The 22,282-nt window shown below is 71.3% G+C and carries 19 protein-coding genes; 8 read left to right on the top strand and 11 right to left on the bottom strand.

Going from position 1 to position 22,282, the window contains the following annotated elements; all coding sequences use genetic code 11:
- The first annotated feature begins 47 nt into the window (after window positions 1–47).
- Entirely contained in the window at window positions 48–716 is a 669-nt protein-coding gene (locus MXD61_RS14440; protein ID WP_248813622.1) for a TetR family transcriptional regulator, read from the top strand.
- Between the two features lie 26 nt (window positions 717–742).
- Here MXD61_RS14440 and MXD61_RS14435 read toward each other — a convergent pair whose 3' ends face one another.
- The 4 genes from MXD61_RS14435 to MXD61_RS14420 form a co-directional block, all read right to left on the bottom strand.
- Window positions 743–1,591, bottom strand: coding sequence for an SDR family oxidoreductase (locus MXD61_RS14435; RefSeq protein ID WP_248813620.1), 849 nt, complete (start codon window positions 1,589–1,591; stop codon window positions 743–745).
- Between the two features lie 66 nt (window positions 1,592–1,657).
- The gene (locus MXD61_RS28095; protein ID WP_285223267.1) at window positions 1,658–2,779 is read right to left on the bottom strand and encodes a phosphotransferase family protein; all 1,122 of its coding nucleotides are present in this window, start codon (window positions 2,777–2,779) and stop codon (window positions 1,658–1,660) included.
- A gap of 52 nt (window positions 2,780–2,831) precedes the next feature.
- Window positions 2,832–4,034, bottom strand: a complete 1,203-nt coding sequence (locus MXD61_RS14425; RefSeq protein WP_248813618.1) for a cytochrome P450 — start codon at window positions 4,032–4,034, stop codon at window positions 2,832–2,834.
- Window positions 4,031–5,215 (bottom strand): hypothetical protein, encoded by a 1,185-nt coding sequence (locus tag MXD61_RS14420; protein ID WP_248813616.1) that lies wholly within the window; start codon window positions 5,213–5,215, stop codon window positions 4,031–4,033. Before MXD61_RS14420 ends, MXD61_RS14425 begins: the two co-directional genes overlap by 4 nt.
- Before the next feature lie 784 nt (window positions 5,216–5,999).
- Here MXD61_RS14420 and MXD61_RS14415 point away from each other — a divergent pair.
- The gene (locus MXD61_RS14415; RefSeq protein WP_248813614.1) at window positions 6,000–6,149 is read left to right on the top strand and encodes a hypothetical protein; all 150 of its coding nucleotides are present in this window, start codon (window positions 6,000–6,002) and stop codon (window positions 6,147–6,149) included.
- On the opposite strand, the gene MXD61_RS14410 is transcribed toward MXD61_RS14415, so the two are convergent.
- Window positions 6,150–6,731 (bottom strand): MarR family winged helix-turn-helix transcriptional regulator, encoded by a 582-nt coding sequence (locus MXD61_RS14410; RefSeq protein ID WP_248813612.1) that lies wholly within the window; start codon window positions 6,729–6,731, stop codon window positions 6,150–6,152.
- A gap of 209 nt (window positions 6,732–6,940) precedes the next feature.
- On the opposite strand from MXD61_RS14410, the gene MXD61_RS14405 reads away from it, so the two are divergent.
- Window positions 6,941–8,701: a DHA2 family efflux MFS transporter permease subunit gene (locus MXD61_RS14405; protein WP_248813610.1), complete on the top strand. Its 1,761-nt coding sequence runs from the start codon at window positions 6,941–6,943 to the stop codon at window positions 8,699–8,701.
- A gap of 287 nt (window positions 8,702–8,988) precedes the next feature.
- On the opposite strand, the gene MXD61_RS14400 is transcribed toward MXD61_RS14405, so the two are convergent.
- The 5 genes from MXD61_RS14400 to MXD61_RS14380 all read right to left on the bottom strand — a co-directional run bounded on the left by MXD61_RS14400 (window position 8,989) and on the right by MXD61_RS14380 (window position 15,896).
- Complete coding sequence (locus MXD61_RS14400) at window positions 8,989–9,378, bottom strand: hypothetical protein (RefSeq protein ID WP_248813607.1); 390 nt, start codon at window positions 9,376–9,378, stop codon at window positions 8,989–8,991.
- Between the two features lie 43 nt (window positions 9,379–9,421).
- Window positions 9,422–9,925: a hypothetical protein gene (locus MXD61_RS14395; RefSeq protein ID WP_248813605.1), complete on the bottom strand. Its 504-nt coding sequence runs from the start codon at window positions 9,923–9,925 to the stop codon at window positions 9,422–9,424.
- Window positions 9,922–12,132, bottom strand: a complete 2,211-nt coding sequence (locus MXD61_RS14390; protein ID WP_248813603.1) for a PEP/pyruvate-binding domain-containing protein — start codon at window positions 12,130–12,132, stop codon at window positions 9,922–9,924. The genes MXD61_RS14395 and MXD61_RS14390 overlap by 4 nt, the downstream gene beginning before the upstream one ends.
- 67 nt (window positions 12,133–12,199) lie before the next feature.
- Window positions 12,200–12,865 (bottom strand): phosphatase PAP2 family protein, encoded by a 666-nt coding sequence (locus tag MXD61_RS14385; protein WP_248813601.1) that lies wholly within the window; start codon window positions 12,863–12,865, stop codon window positions 12,200–12,202.
- 466 nt (window positions 12,866–13,331) lie between these two features.
- Window positions 13,332–15,896 (bottom strand): ATP-binding protein, encoded by a 2,565-nt coding sequence (locus MXD61_RS14380; RefSeq protein ID WP_248813599.1) that lies wholly within the window; start codon window positions 15,894–15,896, stop codon window positions 13,332–13,334.
- 287 nt (window positions 15,897–16,183) lie between these two features.
- On the opposite strand from MXD61_RS14380, the gene MXD61_RS14375 reads away from it, so the two are divergent.
- The 5 genes from MXD61_RS14375 to MXD61_RS14355 are packed head-to-tail and all read left to right on the top strand — an operon-like array spanning window position 16,184 to window position 21,969.
- The gene (locus MXD61_RS14375) at window positions 16,184–16,273 is read left to right on the top strand and encodes a potassium-transporting ATPase subunit F (protein WP_163549796.1); all 90 of its coding nucleotides are present in this window, start codon (window positions 16,184–16,186) and stop codon (window positions 16,271–16,273) included.
- Window positions 16,273–17,985, top strand: coding sequence for a potassium-transporting ATPase subunit KdpA (gene kdpA / locus MXD61_RS14370; protein ID WP_248813597.1), 1,713 nt, complete (start codon window positions 16,273–16,275; stop codon window positions 17,983–17,985). The genes MXD61_RS14375 and kdpA overlap by 1 nt, the downstream gene beginning before the upstream one ends.
- Complete coding sequence (kdpB, locus tag MXD61_RS14365) at window positions 17,982–20,324, top strand: potassium-transporting ATPase subunit KdpB (RefSeq protein ID WP_374628948.1); 2,343 nt, start codon at window positions 17,982–17,984, stop codon at window positions 20,322–20,324. Before kdpA ends, kdpB begins: the two co-directional genes overlap by 4 nt.
- A gap of 3 nt (window positions 20,325–20,327) precedes the next feature.
- Window positions 20,328–21,230: a potassium-transporting ATPase subunit C gene (locus MXD61_RS14360; protein ID WP_248813595.1), complete on the top strand. Its 903-nt coding sequence runs from the start codon at window positions 20,328–20,330 to the stop codon at window positions 21,228–21,230.
- A gap of 34 nt (window positions 21,231–21,264) precedes the next feature.
- On the top strand, window positions 21,265–21,969 hold the full coding sequence (locus MXD61_RS14355; RefSeq protein ID WP_248813593.1) for a response regulator: 705 nt from the start codon (window positions 21,265–21,267) through the stop codon (window positions 21,967–21,969).
- 11 nt (window positions 21,970–21,980) lie between these two features.
- Here the strand turns inward: MXD61_RS14355 and MXD61_RS14350 are convergent.
- The coding region (locus MXD61_RS14350) for a tetratricopeptide repeat protein (protein ID WP_248813591.1) at window positions 21,981–22,282 on the bottom strand (302 nt) is incomplete at its 5' end.

Below are 22,282 nucleotides of genomic sequence, written 5' to 3'. Positions count from 1 at the left end.
GTGCCTGGACCGACCGTGGACCCCGCGACTAGCGTAGTTCAACCGTGATGAATTCTTCGCCGACCCCGCCCACCGAGCCGCCCCCCGCATCGCCGCGGGGGCGGCGGCCGGGGCGTCCGGACGTGCGCGGTCAGATCCTCGAGGTGGCGCGGGAACGGTTTCGCCGTGAGGGCTACGAGGCGGTGACGATGCGCTCGATCGCGGCTGACGCGGGCGTCGACGCGGCGCTGATCAGCTACTACTTCGGCTCGAAGAGCGGCCTGTTCGCCGCCGTCCTCGAGCTCGCCATCAGCCCGGCGGACACCCTCTCCGGCCTGCTCCACGGCGACCTCGAGACGCTGCCGCAGCGCCTGCTGCTGACCGTACTGGCCGCCTACGACAGCACGGAGACCGGCGTCCCGATGATGGCGGCCGTCCGCGCGGCGATCATCGATCCGGAGCTCGCCGACCTGCTCCGCAGCGGCCTGCTCCGCCAGCTCGTCGACCGGCTGGCCGATCGCCTCGGCGGCGCCGACGCCCAGCAGCGCGCCGGCGCCTTCGTCGCCCAGGTCGCCGGCCTCCTGCTCACCCGCTATCTGGTCCCGGTCGAACCGATGGCCTCGATGCGCCCTGATGAAATAGTCCGCACCCTCGGTCCGGCGCTGCGGACCACCCTGCTCGGCCCCGCCCCCCGCCCCGCGGGCCCCGGCCGCGCCGGCCTCCCAGGGCGTCCCTGAACCACCTCATCCGCCCGGGCAGTGGCTTACGGGGTGGGCGGGGTGACCAGGGCGGCGAGCTTCTCCCGGGTGATGGGGTGGGACGGGACCCGGGTGCTGAAGTCGGGGCCGCGGCGCAGGGAGAGGCCGCCGTCCACGTTCACGGTCTGGCCGGTGATACGGCTGGCGCGGGGGGACAGAAGGAAGGAGACGAGCTGGGCGATGTCGTCGGGCTCGGAGGAGCCGCCCAGGGGGGTGTTGGTGTCGTAGCTGGCGTAGACGTCGGTGCCGGGCTTGATGAAGCTGAGCAGCTCGGTGGAGGTCAGGCCGGGGCGGATCGCGTTGAAGCGGATACCGGCGGCGCCGTACTCGTCGGCGGCGTTGCGGATGAGCTCCTCGAGGGCGGCCTTGGCGGCGGGGTAGGCGCCGAAGTACGGGTGGGTGACGTGGCCGGCGATCGAGGAGATGCCGACGAACGAACCGGACCCGCCGCGGGCGAAGAAGGGGACCGCGTGCTTGGCCAGCAGCAGGGCGCTGGTGACGTTCAGCCGCATGATCGCCTCGAACGCGTCGACGTCCTGCTCGTGCAGGGGTGCGAGCGCACCGCCGCCGCCGGCGTTGGACACGACGCCGTCCAGGTGGCCCTGCCAGGCGGCCGCGGCGGCGACGACCCGGGCGACGTCGGCCTCGTTGGTCACGTCGGCGGTGTGGAAGGTGACGGCGTCCCGTCCGACCTCGGCGTTGACGGCCTCGGTGGTGGCCAGCAGGGTCTTCTCCGTGCGGCCGCAGATGGTCACCCAGGCACCCTCGTGGGCCAGGCGCCGGGCGATCGCCGCGCCGATGCCGGTGCCGCCGCCGGTGACCAGCACCGAGAGCTTCGTTACCTCGTCAGTCATTGCCTTTTCCTTCGGTCGACTTGGGCAGCCATCGGCTCACCCGGCGGTGCGGGGCGACCCGCGGTCCTAGTGAGCGGTGGTGGCGGTGGTGGTGGCCGCGGCAGCGGCGGCCTCGACCTGGGCGATGCGTTCCGGCCGGGGGAGGACGGGGCCGGCGTCGAGGGTCTCGTCCACGCCGAGCAGGCGCAGCGCACGCTGGAAGAACACGTCCAGGTTGCGCGCCATGAAGACGAAACGGAGGTCGTCCGAATGGCCGGCGTCGAAGAGCATCGACGCGACGAGGACGATCACGCAGGTCTTGTAGCACGCGAGCGCGTGGTACCAGTCGAGGTCGTGCACGGGATAGCCGGTCAGCGACGCGTAGTGCGCCACCGCCTCGTCGAAGCTCAGCGCGCCGGGCTGGGCGGTGACGTAGATCCGGGTGTTCCACAGGACCTGGAGGTAGCCGAGGTCGGCCATCGGATCGCCGATGGCGGCCATCTCCCAGTCGAAGACGGCACTGACCTCGCCGTCCAGGTAGGCGACGTTGCCGGGTTTGGCGTCGCCGTGCAGCAGGCAGATCCGCTCGGAGCGGGTGGGTTGCTGGGCGCGCAGCTCGGCGAGCAGCCGCTCGAGGCCCGGCAGGGGCGCCCGCTGGACGCGGTGCATCTCGGACGTCCAGTGGTCGAGCTGGTCGCTGAGATACGTCCGGCCGTCACCGAGGGCGGCGAGGCCGGTGGCGTCGATGTCGACCTGGTGGATCGCGGCGAGCTGTTCGACGAGGCCCTCGGACATCCGCCGCACCAGCGCCGGGTTCCCCGCGATCTCCTCGGGGACGGTCCCCTCGTAGGCGCGGCCGCCGAGACGTTCCATCACGTAGAGTGGCCGGCCGAGTACCTTGCCGGTCTCCTCGAACCAGAGCACCTTCGGGCTTCGGACGTCGGTGTGCTCCAGACCCCGCAGGACGGCGACCTGTCGGGCCATGTCATAAGGCTCGAGCAGACCCGGGGACGGCGGGCAGAGCCGGATCACCACGTCCCTGCGGTGCGTGGCGCCGTCCGCCTGCCAGGTCAGGGTCAGCATGAGCAGCTCGGCGGAGTAGCCGACCAGGCCGGCCGGGCCGGCGTACTCGACCTGTAGCCCGGCGTCGGGTGACAGCTGCTCGCGCAGCCATAACACCAACGTCTCCGGGACTCTCGGGTCTGCCATCAGGGCACTCGATTCGCTGTGGTCGCGGCCGATGGTGGTGGACACGAACCGGTCAGCTCGGGGTGAAACGGATGCGGACGCGGTCGTAGGCGCGGGTGAACGTCGCCGGCATGATCTTCGGCTCGGTCGGGTCGACGAGTTCCCACTCCGGGATGCGGCGCAGCAGCTCCTCGAACATCACCCGGATCTCCAGCCGGGCGAGGTTCGCCCCCAGGCAGACGTGGGTGCCGAACCCGAACGCCAGATGCCGCAGCGAGGTACGGGAGACGTCCAGGGTGTCGGGGTCGGTGAACGCCCGCGGGTCGCGGTTCGCCGCCGGGTAGAGCAGCAGGATCTCGTCGCCGGCCCTGATCTGCTGGCCGTGCAGCTCGTGGTCCTCGGTGGCGGTGCGGCTCATGTTCAGCACCGGCGACACCCACCGGATGAACTCCTCGGTCGCCTTGGACGAGAGCAGTTCGGGCCTGGCCCGCAGCAGATCGCGCTGCGCCGGGTTCAGCGCCAGCTCGCGGATCATCGAGCCGATGACGGTCCGGGTCGTCTCGGCGCCGCCGTCGAGCAGCAGCAGTGTCTCCTCCAGCACCCGCTTGGTGGTCCAGCCCTGCCGGTGGGCCCACAGCGAGAGCAGGTCGTCCTTCGGCTCGACCCGGCGCTGGTTGATCAGCTCGGTGGTCGCCTCGCTGAAGTCGCGCAGGAGCCCCGGGATCTCCGGATGGGCGGTGTGCGGCGGCCCGGTCGGCGAGGTCTGCCCCGCCAGCAGCATGATCTGCTCCGACCAGAGCCGGACCTTCTCCCAGTCCGAGCGCGGGTAGCCCAACAGGTCGCCGATCATGATGGCCGGCAGTCGGGACGCGATCGCCTCGATCGCCTCGCACTCACCCAGCGGCGTCACCGCGTCGAGGATCTCGGTGACCACGTCGCGGACCTGCTGCTCGTGGTTGCGCATCGCCCGCGGCGCGAACTGCGGCGCGACCAGGACCCGCGCCGCGTGATGCTCCGGCTCGTCCAGGTTGATCATGGACTCGTCGAGGCGCTGGTCGATATGCGGCCGCGAGCCGTTGAACGACGAATACAGGACGTCGTTCTTCTCCGCGGCCATCACGTCGGCGAAACGGGAGAACACCCAGAGCCGCTGCACCGAATCCCAGAACACCGGCGCCTCGTCACGCAGCCAGCGGTAGGACTCCCACGGATCCACGTAGAACTCGGGATCCAGCACGTTGATGTTGGTCCGCCGGTCGGCGGCGACGGTGGTCATGCCGAGTAGGACGCGCGGTAGTCGGTCTCCGCGGTCAGACCGAGTTCCGGCCAGACACCGTGGACGATGCTTTCCATGATTCCGTACCCCACTGCGTCCCCTTCACGGACCCGGATCGGTGTGTCACGCAGCTGCCCGAGCTCACGCGCGTGCTTGCCGAACCAGCAGTCGTCGATGTAATCGCCTTCGAGGTGCAACGGGCCCATCCAGGAACCGTGGATGTGGCTGCCCCAGGACCCGTAGCCGCCGGTCTTCAGGAAGAAACCGGACTCACCGAGCGCCTCGACCTCGATGACCCGCCTGTCACCCGCCTCCGTGACGAGGTGCAGCTCGCCGCCCCGCACGAACCTGGTCCGCGGGTCGTAGCTGATGTGCACCTCGGCATCCCGGATCCGGGTCTGGGCGCCGCTGGCCTCGTTCACATAGGCCGACGCGTATCCCCACGCCCCCTGGGCCACGAAGACCGCCATCTCGTAGTAGCTGCCGTCCGGACGGCGCAGGAAGGCCGGCGTCCACTTCATCCCGCTGCGGTCCGCCGCATGGCCCGCCGTCGCGCCCGGCTGCGCGGCCGTGTTCTGGATGAGGTCGCTGGGCTGCACACCGACGGACTGCCGGATACCCCACGAATGATCCCGGAACCCGAACCACGAGTCGTCATCGATCTCGACGGTCTCCCCGTCCACCGTCACCGAACCGCGAACATGCCCACCCTGGTGATAACGCACGACGTTGATGTCGAGGCGCCCCGAGTTGCGATTGCGGACCAGGTTGCGGTCCTCGAAGAACGGTGGGGTCACACCCGTGAGGACCAGGTCGAACGAGATGGGCTGCACGTCGTTGGGCGCCAGTCGGAACCGCACCTGCTTCAGCGAGTCGAGGACCTCGTACTCGATCGGCCCGACGGTCGTCTCGTCCGGCGCGGAACGCAGCTCCCGGCTGCCCCGGACCGTCCACTGCTCACGCCCCCGCGACACCCCGGCGAACCCGTCGATGACACCCCGGTTGCGGTACTTGCCCAGCCCGAAGTCGACCTGAAGGGACCCGTCCGTGCTCGCGAGAGAGCCCCAGATCTTCTCCGTCCAGGCCAGATCGGACTCGGCGACGGTGGCGAAGGTGTCCACGATCTGGTGGTTGAGAGACTCGTCCGCGCCGGTGAGCGCCCCGATGTCCTTCGGTGCCATCTGAACCTGTCCCCTCGTGAGCGCGTGGCAGGCGCCGGTGGGCGACCCACCACCACCTCGGCACAGGAGCACCGCTGACCGTCCGGCCTGACCCGGCCGGCCGCCGTCCGGCTCCTGGCGGCTTCTGGCCGGACGCTGGCTGCCTCCGACCGGCCCCTGGCTGGCTTCTGACCAGCGCTGGCCGGCCCGTGACCATGACGGATATCAGCCGCATCGGTGCCCCTGGCTTACAGCGGAACACTATTGCATGTTTGTCTTATCTCGCTCAAGGCGAGCGACCCCCCTTGATCCACATCTTTCCGACCTCCTGTCCCCGCTCCGGATCCCCGCTCAGGCCTCTCGCTCCGGCTTCCCATCCCACCGTCCTGGCTCGACGTATTCATTCGATTCCGCAGAGTGCATATTGTTATGTGTGGTGACCGTTGGAGTCGTCCCGGGCCGGCGTCGCGCGAGTGAGGCGGGTGGCAGAGGTGAATCTGGGTCCTTCTACCGGGATGGAACGGACAAACTGTCGCGATCGCATTCCGTCGCCTGCCCGGGTCTGACTCCGGTTCGCATCCCGATGCGGGCCCGACCCGACCCCGCTGGCTTCCTCGGGTAACACGGTGCCGATTCTCGATCATGACCACGCTCCGTGACGCTGCCGCCAAGGGTCGCAGATGTGCAGGATGCACAGGGGTCGCCGTGGGGGCGTTCGTGTCCGATTTGCCCCCCACGGCGACCCGTGTAGGCGGATCTTGCCGCGGGGCTTGTTGCGGCGCGTGGTGGTGGCGGCAGGACAATCATGGCCGCGACCCTGGGCGGGGCGACCCGGGTAGCGGTCACCCGTCCGAACAGTGGACGGGAGGCGCAGAAGGCCGCTACCGGGAGCCAGGGGTGGCCGGGTGGGCTGGCGTCGGGGGCGCGGGTGGACGGGCGGGTGCGGGCCGGATGATCAGTGCTGGGTGAGTACCGGCGGGTCGGCGTCGGCTTCGACGTCGGCTTCGACGTCGGCTTCGGCTTCGGCTTCGACTTCGACGGGGTGGGGGCGCAGGGCCTGCGGGATGCCGGGTTCGCCGTCGACGACGCGCAGCAGCAGGTGCAGGAGTTGGGACTGCTCGTCGGGGGAAAGCCGTTGCAGGGAGGCGGGCGGGACGGACAGGAGCTCCTGCGCCCGGGCGAGCACGTGCTGGCCCTCGTCGGTGAGGGTGACGGTCTTGGCGCGCCGGTCGGTGGGGTGCGGCTCGCGGCGGGCGACGCCGCGGCGCTCCAGCAGGTCGACGACGCTGGTCAGGTAACTCGGGTCGTGGCGGAAGCTCTCGACCAGCGCACGCATCGGGCGTGGGCCGTTCGAGAGCACCAGCAGAAGTTTCAGGGCCGCCGGGGTGAGATCGAGTTCCTGGCAGACGAGGCTCATGCGGCTGGGCGCCTCACCGCTGAAGGTCATTGCCAACATCGCCCGCCACGCCTCGCGGGCCACCTGGGTGCTGGCCGGGACGGCCGAGCTGGCCACGACGGCGGCGTGCTGGCTTGTCACGGTGCGGACTCCCTCGTAGGCGACCCCGGGCGCGCCTGGCTCAGGACCTGATCGTACGGTACATCGCCTGCTCATACTATTGAGAACACAATATATTTGACTCAACTCAATGAATGCCTGATGCTGGGGCGGCGCCACGGTGCCCCAGTCGTCCCGGTTGTCCCGCCTGCCCCTGCTCGGCAGCCACCCCTCTCGCCAGGGAGATCCACGTGTCCGACCAGCCGAACGCGGCCTCGCCACCGGCCAGCGAGCCACCGGCGCCCGAGCCGCGAGCCACAACACCCCAGGTCGCAGCACCGCAGGCCACCGCACCGCAGGCCACCGCACCGCGACCCACCGCGCCGTCCGACCCTGGCGCCACCGATGACGCCAAGCTCGATCCGGCGCTGATCCGCCTGGCCGCCACCGTCATGCTCGGCGCGATCATGGTCATTCTCGACACGACGATCGTGTCGGTGGCCATCCATGCGCTTGGCAACGAGTTCGACACCTCGCTGTCCGCCATCTCCTGGGTCACCACCGGCTACCTGCTGGCCCTGGCCGTCGTGATCCCGCTGGCCGGCTGGTCGGTGCAGCGCTTCGGCGCGGTGCGGATGTGGAACATCTCGCTGTCACTGTTCGTGCTCGGCAGCGTCCTGTGCGGGGTGGCCTGGTCGGCCCAGGCCCTGATCGCCTTCCGGATCCTGCAGGGCATCGGCGGCGGCATGATCATGCCGATCTGTATGACGCTGCTCGCCCAGGCGGCCGGCCCGAAGCGGATGAACAGGGTGATGAGCATCGTCGGTGTGCCGACGCTGATCGCACCCGTGCTCGGGCCGGTCGTCGGCGGCCTGATCGTCGATCACCTGAGCTGGCGCTGGATCTTCTACGTGAACGTGCCGATCGGTGCGGTCGCGTTGTTCCTCGCCTGGCGGGTGCTGCCGCGCGGCGACCGCGGTTCCGCGAGTCACCGGCTGGATGTGCCGGGCCTCGCGCTCATCTCACCGGGGCTGGCCGCGCTCGTCTACGGCCTGTCCGAGGCGGGTAACGGTGGCGGCTTCGGCGCGGCCAAGGTGCAGGTCAGTATCGCTGTCGGGCTGGTGCTGCTGGTCGGCTTCGTCGTGCATGCGCTGCGCCACGACAACGCCCTGCTCGACCTGCGACTGTTCCGCAACCGCACGTTCACCGTCGCGAGCATCGCCACGTTCGTCATCGGCGCGCTGCTGTTCGGCGCGTTGTTCCTGCTCCCGCTGTACTGGCAGGTCGCCCGTGGGGAGAGCGCCAGCGCCGCCGGCCTGCTGCTGGCCCCGCAGGGCCTGGGCGCCATGATCGCCATGGCGATCTCGGGGCGGGTCGCCGACCGGCGCGGCCCGCGGGCGGTCGTCCCGGTCGGTATGGCCCTGTCGCTGCTTGGCACGCTGGCGTTCACCCAGGTCGACGGGCACACCAACATCGCCCTGCTGACCAGCGCGCTGTTCGTGCGCGGCCTCGGGTTCGGCGCGACGATGATGCCCGCCATGGCCGCCGCCTACGCCACTCTCGAACCGTCGGCGGTGCCGCGGGCGACCACCACGCTGAACATCGTGCAGCGGGTCGGCGGGTCGTTGGCCACCGCGCTCGTCGCCGTCGAGCTGCAGCACGCCATCGCCCACCGGGTGCCGGGTGCGGCCGGTGGGGCGGCGCTCGCCGAGTCCGCCGGGGTGAAACTGCCCGGGCCGATCGCGGACCAGGTCGGCGAGGCGTTCGGCGCCACCTTCTGGTGGATCGTCGCGCTGACCGTCGTCGGCCTGATCGCCAGCCTCTTCCTCCCCGGCCGACCCGTCACCGCCCCCGCCCCCGCCTCCGCCACTGCCGGCGGCGGCGGCCCGTCCTCCAGCGGCGGTCCGTCCGCCAGCACCACGTCGGACGCCTCGGATGCCTCGGGCGGCGAGGCCTTCGCCGATGGCCGGTCGGCGTCCCCACCCATCGAGCAGCCGGTCGCGGCCAAGTAGCGCCGCCGCGGGTTCTGGCCTCCGCGGCTCCGGTGGCCCGCGGCTCCGGTGGCCCGCGGCTCGCGGTCGAGATCATGGGATGCCGAGGGTTGTTGGGAAGTTACGGCCTCCGTATACCTGACAACCCTCGGCATGCGACCGTTCAACCCTCGGCATCGGACCGTGGCCCGGTGCTCCGGTCGCCGACGTGCGGGAAGGGCGTGACCGGCATTCACCTGCATGACAGGGCGCGGCGCCGTCGGGTCCGCCGGCGTTGACGTGTGGGTGTGGCGGTCGGCAGGGGGTGGTCAGGCGGGCCCGGAGTCCATGCTGATGACCGTGCCCTGGATGTGGCTGAGAACCAGATCCTCGAGGCAGCCGCGTAGGCGGCGGCGGGTGTCCGCGGGCAGCGACGGGTGCAGGACCGCCTGGTAGGTGCGGGGAGGGCGGTTGTCCTGGGGGGTGGGGTCCTCCTGGTCGTCCCAGCCGATGGTGGCGATGCAGGTGTGCCACAGGGCGCCGGCGGCGAAGGTGTCCCCGTGCCGGTTGCCGCGCTCGCTGACGGTGAAGACGACCGTGGTGCGGTCGTGCTGACCGGCGCCGCCGTGGTACTCGGTCGCTTCCTGCAGAAGCTGCACACCGAACAGGACGGCTACCGCCGCGACGACCAGCACGATCACCGACCGTCCGGCGGTCATGGCCGTCCCGCCGTGGCTGTTGCCGTGGCTGTTGCCGTCGCGGTCATCGGGGGCTCGAGGGCTGGCGGAGCAGGCGCAGGGGGTCGAGGGAGGTGTCGAGCAGACCACCGGGCGGGGGGCCCAGCCGGGCCATGGTCGCGGCCACGCCGGCATCGGCGGTGCCACCGGCGGTGGCGCGGGCGAGGCGTTCGACCACCCAGGCGAGTCCGGACAGCAGCAGGCCCGCGCCCATCAGGATCGGGATGAACACCGGCGCGGACGATCCGTCCGCGCGCATCCAGTCGAACACGGCGCTGCGGGGAGCGGGCGCTTCACGCAACCGCGTCTCGATGCGGTGGCGTCGGTCGGAATCGCTGTTCACCTGGGAGGTGAGCCGGCTGATCCGGTTCAACAGGGTGACCGCGATCAGCATCATCTCGACGGCGATGAAGATTCCACCGCTGATCAGGGCCCGGTTCCACTCCCACCGGTACAGGTAGACGAAGAAGTACGCACCGGCGCCGAGCAGCGTGATCGCGCCGATTCCGGTAACCAGGCCCCGTCTCATCCGCCCACCGCCTCACTGTGATCCGTCGACGCGGCGGTCGTGCTCACGCCGCGGTTCTCGCCGTCCTCGTCGTCGTCCCCGTCCCCGTTGAAATGGGTGATCTCGCCGGTGCTGCCGTCGACCAGGACCTCGTCACCGTCGGGGAAGGAGGCTCTGGCGTCGGGAACGCCGATGACGGCGGGGATGCCGTTCTCGCGGGCGAGGATCGCGAGGTGACTCAGGGGACTACCGGTGACGGAGATGAGTGCCGCGAGGTCGGGCAGCGCGCCGGCGAGCGCCGGGTCGAGGGTCTCCACGACGAGGACCCGTCCGGCGGAGGCCGCGGGATCGTGGGTGACCAGGCCACGGGCACGTCCGGGGCTGACGCCCTGGGTCGCACCGGCCGCCGCCCGGGCCGCCACGACCTGGCCATCGGAGGAGAGCCGGAACGCCGCGGGCAGGGTCGCACCCGACGAGCCCGTCCCCGCCGTCCCGCCGGATGCGCCGGCGGCGATCGCGTGGGATGCCGTCAGGTCGCGCAGCTGGGTGAGGGTGAGATGGCGGACGTCGGAGGGATGGTGCAGCTGGCCGTGGCGCACGAGGCGTCGGCCGAGTTCCATCGCGGCGCGGGCGGTCACCTCGTGCAGCCAGCGGGCCCGTAGCCGCATGGCCTCCCGGGCCACGGCGATCGGGTCGTCGCCGATGCCGCTGGGCGCCCGCACATAGGCGGGGGTGGGCGGCAGCGGTGCCGGTACGCCGATGGACGGTGGGATCAGCGCCAGCGCCTCGGGGTGGCGGGCGATGATCTCCACGTCGGTCAGGCCGTCGTCGCGGGCGTGCGAGACGGCGGCCAGGGCCACGGCGGCACCGGTGGTGGCGCTGGCCCGGGCGTCCAGGAAGAAGCCGGCGAGGACCTCGTGGGCGTGGATACCGCGCAGGGTGATGGCCGCGTTGACGAACAACAGGTGCAGCTGGGCGTCGGCCAGGGTGGCGAGGTCGGGGACGGCGCGCAGGTCGGCGTCGATCTCCTCGGCGAGGTCCGCGACGATCGCGGGGAACGCCGCGCGTAGCCGCCCGAGCCGCCAGGCCGCGCGCAACCGGCGAAATCCCGGCCGCGGGTCGATCGGACTCCACCACCGCTTCGACTTGATCACGCCGAGGGCTTCGAGGTCGACGGCGACCCGCCCCTGCACGTCGATGACGAACCGGCGGCGCAGCGCCGCCCCGCCGGCCGCACCGGACAGCCGCAGTGCCTCGCGGATCCCGTCCTCCAGCGGCGCCAGCCACAGGTCGAGTTCGAGGCGCGACAGCGGTTCGGGGAACGTCTCGGCGACCGGACCCGGCCCGAAGACCCGGCCGTGCGCGACCGGCACCGCGGCGGTGATCGGCCGGCTCTGCAGCAGCCGCAGCACGCCGTTCGGCTCGATCAGCCATTCCATGTCCTGCGGGGCGCCGAACACCTTCGCCGTGCGCCGGGCGAGGCGGGCGAGCTGGCGGCGCTGGTGGGCGTGCACCGTGGCCGGGATCGCGCCGTCCACCGAGGTCAGCCGGCCGCGGCGGCTCAGCAGGACCGTCGTGCCGGTGACCTGGCCGCTGACGATCACCTCGGGCAGCCCGTCGGTCATCGACACCAGGATCCGCTTGGGATTCCCGGTCAGCGGGTCCAGCCCGAACATCACCCCGCCGAGGCGGGCCTGCGCCATCGGCTGCACCAGCACCGCGATCGGCATCGGCTCCTGCGAGCCGCCGACCTCCGCCGCGGACGCCACGACCCTGCCGACGGCGTCGACGAACGCCGCCCAACCGGTGACATGCAGAACCGAGAGGAACTGACCGGCGTAGGACGAGGACGCCGAGTCCTCCGCCACCGAGGACGACCGCACCGCGAGCGGCCGCTCACCGCCGTCGGTCAGCTCCCGCCAGCGGTCGTACAGCACGCCGCCGCCGTCGGTCGCCGGCAGCCCGCCGGGACGGCCCGGGTCGGTCGCGAGGGTGGTGACGACGAACCCGGGGATGATCGGCAGCCCGGCGCGGGCGGCCACCGCGAGGTTGGCGGCCTTCGCCCCGACCAGCGCCACGTCACTCGCCGCCGCCTCCGAGAGGCGCACGACCAGCTGGTCGCCGGGGGATTCGGCCTCGTCCGGCCCGCCGGTGGCGCCGTTCGCGACGCCGCCGGTGGCGTCGTTCGGCGTCCCCGGGACCAGGGTGGTGGCGTTCTGATCTGGCATCTCGCCCCCAGAAACGACGGGTCCGGACGAAGGCGACGATACCCAGCGGTGTGCTGTTCAGATCGTGTTAAGAATGAGATATCCGGCAGTGACGCCGGTCATGTAGGCGGTGGAACGCGCGGTCCAGCACGGTGAGCAGTACCAGGTCGGCGAGCACCCCGGCGACGACGTCGCTGGGCCAGTGCACGCCGAGGTACACCCGGGTCGAGCCGATCGCCACGATCATCGCGACCGAGGCGATGGCGCAGATCCGCCAGACCCGCCGGGACGACACGTACAGCGAGACGACCAGCGGAACCATGCCCCACAGCGCCGCCGCGGCCATCACATGCCCGCACGGGAACGAGTAGCCGACGCCGTTGACCATCCGGTCGATGTTCGGCCGGGGCCGCCCGACGACCAGCTTGCCGGTGAACTCGACCAGCGGCCGCAGCGCCGTGACCGCGAGGATCGTCGCACCCGCCACCCGGCACCGGGCCAGGGCGATGAGCCCGAGCAGCGGCCCGAGGGTGTAGACCACCTGCGAGCTGCCGAGGAACGAGATCCGCCGGACGATGTGATCCATCGTCGGGGTGCGCTGGTCGATGACCCACGACTCGATCGGATGATCCACCAACCGGACGAGCACATCGTTGGCCCAGTAGACAGTGACGGCCAGGACCGCGAACGCCGTGACCAGCCCGGCGAGGTGCTGCGGCGTGCGGACGATCAGCGGCGCCGCGGACGTCGGCACATGCCGCTGCCGGCCCCGCGGAACGGAGGGCGTCAGGGAACGGGGGGACGTGAGGGTATCCGTGACAACAGTCATTGGAGACCAAGAATAAATGGCGATACCCACCCTGGCCACCCAACAAACCCCCACGGGCCACGTCGCTACACCCGGTCACGGCAGCCGACCAGCACCCCACACCCCACCCAGCGGGAATCCCGAACCCCACCACCGCTACGCCCCGCAGCGGATCCGCTGGCAAGATCCACCTACACGGGTCGTCGTGGGGGGCATATCGGACATGAATACCCCCACGGCGACCCTTGTGCATCCTGCACACTCGCGACCCCCGATCGCACCGTTGCAGGCCGTGACTCTGGTCGATGAAGGGCGCTGCCGCGCCCGTCCACGGGTCGGCGGGGTTGGCGGGGTTGGCGGGGTTGGCGGGGTTGGCGGGGTTGGCGGGGTTGGCGGTGAGCGTGTGTCGAGGTCAGTCCAGATTGTCGAATGGCTGTGGTGGTGCGGACGCCGGGAGGCTGATGACCATGGTGAGGCCGCCGGCGGGGGTGTCCTCGGGGGTGAGGGTGCCGTGCATGGCTTCGGTGAGGCCGCGGGCCAGGGCCAGGCCCAGGCCGACGCCGGTGGTGTTGTCGCGGTCGCCGAGGCGTTGGAACGGGCGGAAGACCTGCTCGCGGGCGTCGGCGGGGATGCCGGGGCCGTGATCGACCACGCGGAGTTCGACGCGGCCGGCGAGGTGGCTGGCGGTGATGGTCGGTGGGCGGCCTTCGGGGGAGTGGCGCAGGGCGTTGGCGGCCAGGTTCACCAGGACCCGTTCCAGCAGGGCGGGGTCGGCGTCCACGGTGGGCAGGTCGTCCGGCAGACGGATGGGGATGGCCCGGGCGGGGGGTCCGAGTTCGGCCAGGGCGTGCGGGATGACGTCGTCCAGTCCGATCGGGCGGGGGAAGACGCTCAGCGCCCCGGCCTGGAGGCGGGAGAGGTCCAGCAGGTTCTCGACCAGGCGGGTGAGGCGGTCGAGCGACTCGTCCGCGGTGGCGAGCAGTTCGTCGCGTTCGTCCGGTGCCAGCAGGTCACTGCCGCCGCGCAGGCCGGTGACGGACGCCTTCGCCGCGGCCAGCGGGGTGCGCAGGTCGTGGCTGACGGCGGCGAGCAGGGCGGTGCGGACCCGGTCGGCCTCGGCGATCGGGGCGGCCTGGGCCGCGGCTTCGGCGAGGCGGCGCCGTTCGAGGGCGACGGCGGCCTGGGCGGCGAACGCGGTGAGGATGCGCCGGTCGGAGGCGGGCAGCGGCCGGCCGGTGAGCACCAGCGCCAGATCATCGCCGATCGGGACGTCCACCGCGCCCTGCCCCGGACGGGTGCACGCGTCCGGTCCCACTGACAGCACCGTCCGCCAGCCGTCCCGGTCGGGGGTGTCGGTGGGGAGGCGTTCGAGCAGGGTCGCGGAGGTCATGGCGAAGGTCTCGCGGGCGCGTTCGAGCAGGGCGGGCAGGGCGTCCTCGCCGCGTAGGACGCTGCCGGCGAGCACGGAGAGGGTCGCGGCCTCGGCGGAGGCGCGCACGGCCTGGGCGTAGCGGTGGGCGGAGGTGTCGACGACCCGGCTGACCATGGCAGCGACCAGGACGAAGCCGGCGATGGCGAGGGCGTCGTTGCCGTCGGCGATGGTCCACCGGTGCAGCGGCGGCACGAAGTAGTAGTTCAACAGCAGCCCGCTGGCCAGCGCGCACAGCAGTGCCGGCAGGAACCCGCCGACGATCGACATCGCCACCACGATGATCAGATAGCCGAGGATGTCGAGGGACAGGTCGACGCTGTCCCGGCCCTGGACGAGCAGCGCCGTCAGCGCCGGCAGCAACGCGACTGTCAGCACCATGGCGAGGAGCCGGCGGCGTGGGTCCAGGCCGCGGCGGGCCCGGGGAAGCCGGAAGCCGGTGCCGCCGACCTCCGCGTGGGTGACCATGTGGACGTCGATCGGGCCGGACAGGTTCGTCGTGGTCACCCCGATGCCGGGGTGCAGGATGCGGGCGAGGCGGCCGCGGCGGCTCGCCCCGAGGACGAGCTGGGTGGCGTTGGACGCCCGGGCGAAGTCGAGCAGCGCGGCGGGCACGTCCTCGCCGACGACCTGGTGGAAGGTGCCGCCGAGGCTCTCGACGAGCCGGCGTTGGCCGCCGAGCGCGCCGGGGTCGGCGCCGGTGAGTCCGTCGGAGCGGGCGACGTGGACGGCGAGCAGGTCCGCGCCCCTGGCCCGGGCGGCGATCCTGGCGGCGCGGCGGATCAGCGTGTCGCCTTCGGGGCCGCCGGTGAGTGCCACGACCACCCGTTCGCGGGTCTCCCACACGCCGGCGATGCGATGCTCGGCGCGGTAACGGTCGAGCTGGTCGTCGACCTTGCCGGCGAGCCAGAGCAGGGCGAGTTCGCGCAGCGCGGTGAGGTTGCCGGGGCGGAAGTAGTTCGCCAGCGCCGCGTCGACCCGCTCGGCGGTGTAGATGTTGCCGTGCGCCATCCGCCGGCGCAGCGCCTCGGGGGCCATGTCGACCAGTTCCACCTGGTCGGCCTGGCGCACCACCTCGTCGGGTACGGTCTCGCGCTGCGCCACCCCGGTGATCGTCTCGACGACGTCGTTGAGGGACTCCAGGTGCTGGACGTTCACCGTGGAGATGACGTCGATGCCGGCGGCGAGCAGCTCCTGGACGTCCTGCCACCGTTTGTCGTTGCGGCTGCCCGGGACGTTGGTGTGCGCGAGCTCGTCGACGACGGCGACCTTCGGCGCGCGGGCCAGCACCGCGTCGAGATCGAGCTCGGTGAACGACGCGCCGCGGTGCTCGACGGACCGGCGCGGAACCACCGCCATCCCCGCGAGCACGGCCGCGTCGACCATGGCGGCGGTGTGCCGGCGGCCATGCGTCTCGACCAGGCCGATGACGACGTCGGTGCCCCGGTCGAGGCGCCGACGGGCCTCGTCGAGGGCGGCATAGGTTTTTCCGACCCCGGGTGCGGCGCCCAGGTAGATCCGCAGAGTTCCCCGTCCCACACCGCCCATCCTGCACCTGTCCGGGCTGCGTGGGAACCAGCGGAACCGCCGTAGTGGTCGGCCTCTCCATTCGATGTTAGCGGCGCGTGAGAATACCCGGGGTGGCTGTTATAAGCCTGTGACAGGGCTTCTTTTCCGACTTTCCTGGCGCTTTACTGGGATCGCTGGTCGTGGGCTCTGTACCAGGGCGGTACGTCGGGGTGGAGGAGGCGAAGGATGCAAGACGTCATATACGTCCTGCTGACGCTGGGATGTTTCGCGCTGCTGGCGCTTGTCTGTCGCGGAGTGGAAAAACTGTGAACGCGGAGAACATAGCCGGCCTGGTGCTGTCGATCGGGCTGGGAATATTCGTGCTGGCCGCACTGGTTTTTCCGGAACGGTTCTGATGTCGACGAACGTCGCCGGAGTGCTCGCCGTCGCACTGCTGGTCGCGCTGCTGTGCGTGGGCTACCGCCCGCTGGGCGACCACATGTACCGGGTGTACACCGATCGGCGGCATCTGCGCGTCGAACGGGTCATCTACCGGCTGACCGGTGTCAATCCGGACGCGGGGCAGCGCTGGGGGGTGTACGCCCGTAGCGTGCTGGCGTTCTCACTGGTCAGCGTGCTGCTGCTGTATCTGTTGGAGCGGGTTCAGGCACATCTGCCGGGCAGTCTCGGTTTCGCTGGTGTGGCGCCGCCGTTGGCCTGGAACACCGCGGTCAGCTTCATGACGAACACGAACTGGCAGGCGTACTCGGGCGAGTCGACGATGGGCCATCTGGTGCAGATGGCGGGCCTGGCGGTGCAGAACTTCGTGTCCGCGGCGGTCGGCATCTCGGTGGCGATCGCGGTCGTGCGCGGCCTGGCCCATCGCCGTGCGCCGGTCGCGCCCGGCGCCGGCAGCCGCGACAACGCGCTGGACGCCGGCGAGGAGCTCGGGAACTTCTGGGTCGACCTGACCCGCACGGTCATCCGGCTGCTGCTGCCGATCGGTGTGCTCGCGGCCCTGGTGCTCATCGCCGGCGGGGCGATCCAGAACCTGCACGGCGTCCGGCTCGTCGACACCCTCACCGGCGGCCACCAGGCGATCACCGGTGGGCCGGTCGCCAGCCAGGAGGCGATCAAGGAGCTCGGCACCAACGGCGGCGGCTTCTACAACGTCAACTCCGCGCATCCCTTCGAGAACCCCACCTCGTGGACGAACCTGTTCGAGATCTATCTGCTGCTCGTGCTCCCCTTCTCCCTGCCGCGCACCTTCGGCCGGATGGTCGGTGACCGCCGCCAGGGCCTCGTGATCGTCTCGGTGATGGCGGTGCTCGCGATCGGCAGCCTGACCGCCGGCGCGGCGTTCCAGGCCGTCCACCACGGCACGGTGCCGACCGCGGTCGGAGCCGCCACCGAGGGGACCGAAACGCGGTTCGGGGTGCCGAACTCGTCGCTGTTCGCCACGGCCACGACCCTCACGTCGACCGGCGCGGTCAACTCCTTCCACGACTCCTACACCAGCCTCGGCGGCGCCACGCTGCTGTTCAACATGATGCTCGGCGAGATCGCCCCCGGCGGGACCGGTTCCGGCCTCTACGGCATGCTGGTCCTCGCCGTCATCACCGTGTTCGTCGCCGGGCTGATGATCGGACGCACCCCGGAGTATCTGGGTAAACGCATCGGGTCGAGGGAGATCCGGTTCGCCGCGATGTACTTCCTCATCACCCCGGCCATCGCACTGCTCGGTACCGGAATCGCCATGGGACTGCCGGGTGAACGTGCCTCGATGCTGAACTCCGGGGCCCATGGGCTTTCCGAGGTGCTGTACGCGTTCACGTCGGCGGCGAACAACAACGGCTCGGCGTTCGCCGGGATCTCGGTGAACACCACCTGGTACAACACCGCGCTGGGTCTGGTGATGCTTCTCGGTCGGCTGCTGCCGATGCTGTTCGTCCTCGCCATGGCCGGTTCGTTCGCCCGTCAGCAGCCGCTGCCGGCCACCGCCGGAACGCTGCCCACCCACCGGCCACAGTTCGCCGGCATGCTCGCCGGCACCGCCGTGATCCTCGTCGCGCTGACGTTCTTCCCGGCCCTCGCGCTCGGCCCGCTCGCGGAAGGAATGCACGCGTGAGTACCACCCTGACCGTCGCCGGCCACGAAGGCGCCGCGGGCCATGAGGGGCCGAGCGGCCCGCGGCGGGTCGGCGGCGGTGTCCTCGACCCGCGTCAGCTGGCCCGTGGCCTGCCCGACGCGCTGCGCAAGCTCGACCCGCGCACCCTGTGGCACAACCCGGTCATGTTCATCGTCGAGGTCGGCGCCGCGTACACCACCGTGCTGGCCGTCGCGGACCCGTCGGTGTTCGGCTGGCTGATCACCGGCTGGCTGTGGCTGACCGTCGTGTTCGCCAACCTCGCCGAAGCGGTCGCCGAAGGACGCGGCAAAGCCCAGGCCGCGGCGCTGCGCCGCACCCGCGGTGACACGGTCGCCCACCGGCTCACCGCGTCCGACTGGTCTCCCGGCGACCCACCCGAGACGGTCACCACGGCGGACGTCCCGGCACCGCAGTTGGCCCGCGGTGATCTCGTCGTCGTGGTCGCGGGGGAGAACGTTCCCGGCGACGGCGACGTCGTCGAGGGCATCGCCAGCGTCGACGAGTCGGCGATCACCGGCGAGTCGGCACCGGTGATCCGCGAGTCCGGCGGCGACCGCAGTTCGGTCACCGGCGGGACGCGGGTGCTCTCCGACCGGATCGTCGTGCGGATCACCCAGCAGCCCGGGGAGAGCTTCATCGACCGGATGATCGCCCTGGTGGAGGGCGCCGACCGCCGCCGCACCCCCAACGAGATCGCACTGAACATCCTGCTCGCGGCGCTGACCGTGATCTTCCTGCTGGCCGTCGCCACCTTGCAGCCGCTCGCCGCCTACACCAGGAACCTGCAACCCGCCCTGCCCGACTCGGCGACCCTCACCGGCCACGGCATCACCGGCATCGTGCTGGTCTCGCTGGTCGTCTGCCTGATCCCGACGACGATCGGCGCGCTGCTCTCGGCGATCGGCATCGCCGGCATGGACCGCCTCGTCCAACGCAACGTCCTGGCGATGAGCGGCCGGGCCGTCGAGGCCGCCGGCGACGTCGGCACCCTGCTGCTCGACAAGACCGGCACCATCACCTTCGGTAACCGCCAGGCCCGGGCGTTCCTGCCCGTCGGCGGGATCGACCCACTGATGCTCGCGGATGCGGCCCAACTGTCGTCCCTGGCGGACGAGACCCCCGAGGGCCGCTCGGTCGTCGTTTTCGCCAAGGAACATCACGGCCTGCGTGAACGCGCCCCCGGCGAGCTGCGCACCGCCACCTTCGTCCCCTTCACCGCCCAGACCAGAATGTCCGGCGTCGACCTCACCGAGATCACCTCCCCCGTCCCCCCGGACAGCTCCACCAGCCCGGACGGCCTGACGGGTTCGGACGGCCCGGCCGGGTCGGAGGGTGCTGGGCGGCGCCGGCAGATCCGCAAGGGTGCGGCGAGCGCGGTCGTGGCCTGGGTGCGCGCGGCCGGCGGGGCGGTGCCGGACGAGCTCGCCGAGATCGTCGACCGCGTCTCCGCCGCCGGCGGCACCCCCCTGGTCGTCGCCGAGATCACGACCTCGGACGCGCTCCCGAACGCCCCGACCGCCGCCAGCCCGTCCAGCTCAGGCCCGTCCAGCTCAGGCCCGTCCAGCGTCGGGCAGGGGCGGGTGCTGGGGGTCATCCAGCTCTCGGATGTGGTCAAGACCGGGATGCGCGAGCGGTTCGACGAGATGCGCCGGATGGGCATCCGCACCGTCATGATCACCGGTGACAATCCGCTGACCGCGAAGGCCATCGCCGAGGAGGCGGGCGTCGACGACTTCCTCGCCGAGGCCACCCCCGAGGACAAGCTGGCGCTCATCCGCGCCGAGCAGGCGAACGGCACGCTCGTCGCGATGACCGGGGACGGCACGAACGATGCCCCGGCGCTCGCCCAGGCCGACGTCGGCGTCGCGATGAACACGGGGACGTCCGCGGCGAAGGAGGCCGGCAACATGGTCGACCTCGACAGCGACCCGACGAAGCTGATCGAGATCGTCGAGATCGGCAAGCAGCTGCTCATCACCCGCGGCGCACTGACCACGTTCTCCATCGCCAATGACGTGGCGAAGTACTTCGCGATCATTCCGGCGCTGTTCGCCGGGGTGTACGGCGGCCTGGACCGGCTCAACGTCATGCGGCTGGCCACACCGGAGTCGGCGATCCTGTCCGCGGTCATCTTCAACGCGCTGGTCATCGTCGCGCTGATTCCGCTGGCGTTGCGCGGGGTGCGTTACGTCCCGAGCAGTGCCAGTGCGCTGCTGTCGCGGAACCTGACCCGCTACGGCCTCGGTGGCATCGTCGCGCCGTTCGTCGGCATCAAACTCATCGACCTGCTGATCCAGTTCGTCCCGGGGGTGGGCTGACCCATGTTCGCGCGACTTCCCGGCTGGGCCCGTAGTCACCTGGCCGCCCTGCGCATCCTGCTGGTGTTCACCGTCGTCTGTGGCCTGGCGTATCCGCTGGCGCTGCTGGCGGTCGCCCAGCTGCCCGGCCTGCATGACCGGGCGGACGGTTCGCTGGTCACCGACGCCCGCGGTCGCACGGTCGGCTCGGCGCTGATCGGCCAGTCGTTCACCGACGGTGACGGCAACCCGATCCCGCGGTATTTCCAGTCCCGCCCGTCGGCCGCCGGCGACGGCTATGACCCGACGTCCACCTCGGCGTCGAACCTCGGCCCCGAGGATGTCGTCGACACCTTCGACGACCCGGCCACCCGCGACGCCGACGAGACCCGACAGAGCCTGCTCACCCAGGTCTGCGCCCGCAGCCACGACATCGGCGCGTTCGACGGCGTCGACGGCCGCCGCCCCTACTGCACCGCCGGCGGCGTCGGCGCGGTCCTCGCCGTCTACCACGCCGGCCCCGGCTACACCGGCCCGATCACCCGGGTGATCAGCGTGGACGAACTGTGCCCCGCGAAGCCGTTCCTCACCACCTACGACGGCACGCCGGTCAGCTGCCGCACACTCGGCGATGATGTCGCCGCCGGCCGGCAGGTGCTCGTCCGCGGCGACGCCCCGGCGCGTCCCGCCGTGCCCGCCGACGCGGTGACCGCCTCCGGCAGCGGCCTCGACCCGCAGATCAGCACCGCCTACGCTGATCTGCAGATCGCTCGGGTCGCCCGCACCCGAGGGCTGCCCGCAGCGCGGGTCCGGTCCCTGGTGGCCGCGCACACCACCGGCCGGGCCCTCGGCTTCCTCGGCGAACCGGCCGTGAACGTGCTGAACCTCAACCGAGCACTCGACGCGCTCACCCCGGCGCGGCAGTAGAAGCAGCGGTAGAAACGGGACGGAGGGGACGCGGGTGACCCGGATTCTGCTCGTCGAGGACGAACCGCAGCTGCTACGCGCCCTGCGGATCAACCTGCGCAGCCGCGGCCACGAGGTCCGCGCCGCCACCGGGGGCGCCCAGGCGCTCGCCGAGGCCGCCGGCCACCCGCCCGACCTGGTCGTCCTCGACCTCGGCCTGCCCGACCTGGACGGCGTCGACGTCATCCGCGGCCTGCGCGGCTGGACCCGCGTCCCCATCATCGTTCTCTCCGGCCGCACCTCCGGCCCCGACAAGATCGCCGCACTGGACGCCGGCGCCGACGACTACGTGACCAAACCGTTCTCCATCGAGGAACTGCTCGCCCGCATCCGCGCCGTCACCCGCCGCGCCACCCCCACCGAAACCGCCCCCATCATCACCCTCGGCCACCACCGCATCGACTTCACCACCAAAACCGCCACCGTCCTTGTGGACGAGGCACCCGGCGGAGCGGAGCCGTCGGGCTCCCTGCGCCTGACACCGACGGAGTGGCGGCTGCTGGAGGTTCTGGTCCGCGAGCCCGGCAAGCTGATCTCCACCCGGGCCCTGCTCGACCAGGTCTGGGGCCCCGGCCACGGCGACGACACCTCCAGCCTGCGCCTCTACGTCAACCGCCTACGCCGAAAGCTCGAACCCGACCCCTCCCGCCCCCGCCACCTCACCACCGAACCCGGCATGGGCTACCGCTACCAGCCATAAAAGAGGATCACCTACGCATCCGCGGTGGTTCCTTCGCCGCCGATGCAGCGGGCGAGATTCGCCGCGACGGTATGTGTCAGCGGATGGTCAGAACCAAGGACGCGCCGGCAGTCGGTGAGGGTCTGTTCGTACAGGCTGGTGGCGTCGGTGAGGCGTCCCGCGGCTTGGTAGGCGCCGGCGAGGTTGTGGCGGGAGGCCAGGGTGTTGGGGTGGTCGGGGCCGAGGATGCGGGTGCGGTCGGTGAGGGTCTGTTCGTACAGGCTGGTGGCGTCGGTGAGGCGTCCCGCGGTCTGGTAGGCGCCGGCGAGGTTGT

The sequence above is a fragment of the Frankia sp. AgPm24 genome (assembly GCF_023243055.1).
Classification (GTDB): Bacteria; Actinomycetota; Actinomycetes; order Frankiales; family Frankiaceae; genus Frankia; species Frankia umida.
The sequence above is the reverse complement of the archived record's forward strand: the minus strand, read 5'-3'. Positions and strand labels throughout refer to the sequence as shown.

Bases quoted from the DNA above. Each gene is read 5' to 3' on its own strand.
- MXD61_RS14440 (WP_248813622.1), top strand. From the start codon at position 48: ATGAATTCTTCGCCGACCCCGCCCACCGAGCCGCCCCCCGCATCGCCG.
- MXD61_RS14435 (WP_248813620.1), bottom strand. From the start codon at position 1,591: ATGACTGACGAGGTAACGAAGCTCTCGGTGCTGGTCACCGGCGGCGGC.
- MXD61_RS28095 (WP_285223267.1), bottom strand. From the start codon at position 2,779: ATGGCAGACCCGAGAGTCCCGGAGACGTTGGTGTTATGGCTGCGCGAG.
- MXD61_RS14425 (WP_248813618.1), bottom strand. From the start codon at position 4,034: ATGACCACCGTCGCCGCCGACCGGCGGACCAACATCAACGTGCTGGAT.
- MXD61_RS14420 (WP_248813616.1), bottom strand. From the start codon at position 5,215: ATGGCACCGAAGGACATCGGGGCGCTCACCGGCGCGGACGAGTCTCTC.
- MXD61_RS14415 (WP_248813614.1), top strand. From the start codon at position 6,000: ATGGCCGCGACCCTGGGCGGGGCGACCCGGGTAGCGGTCACCCGTCCG.
- MXD61_RS14400 (WP_248813607.1), bottom strand. From the start codon at position 9,378: ATGACCGCCGGACGGTCGGTGATCGTGCTGGTCGTCGCGGCGGTAGCC.
- MXD61_RS14395 (WP_248813605.1), bottom strand. From the start codon at position 9,925: ATGAGACGGGGCCTGGTTACCGGAATCGGCGCGATCACGCTGCTCGGC.
- MXD61_RS14390 (WP_248813603.1), bottom strand. From the start codon at position 12,132: ATGCCAGATCAGAACGCCACCACCCTGGTCCCGGGGACGCCGAACGAC.
- MXD61_RS14380 (WP_248813599.1), bottom strand. From the start codon at position 15,896: ATGGGCGGTGTGGGACGGGGAACTCTGCGGATCTACCTGGGCGCCGCA.
- kdpA (WP_248813597.1), top strand. From the start codon at position 16,273: ATGTCGACGAACGTCGCCGGAGTGCTCGCCGTCGCACTGCTGGTCGCG.
- MXD61_RS14360 (WP_248813595.1), top strand. From the start codon at position 20,328: ATGTTCGCGCGACTTCCCGGCTGGGCCCGTAGTCACCTGGCCGCCCTG.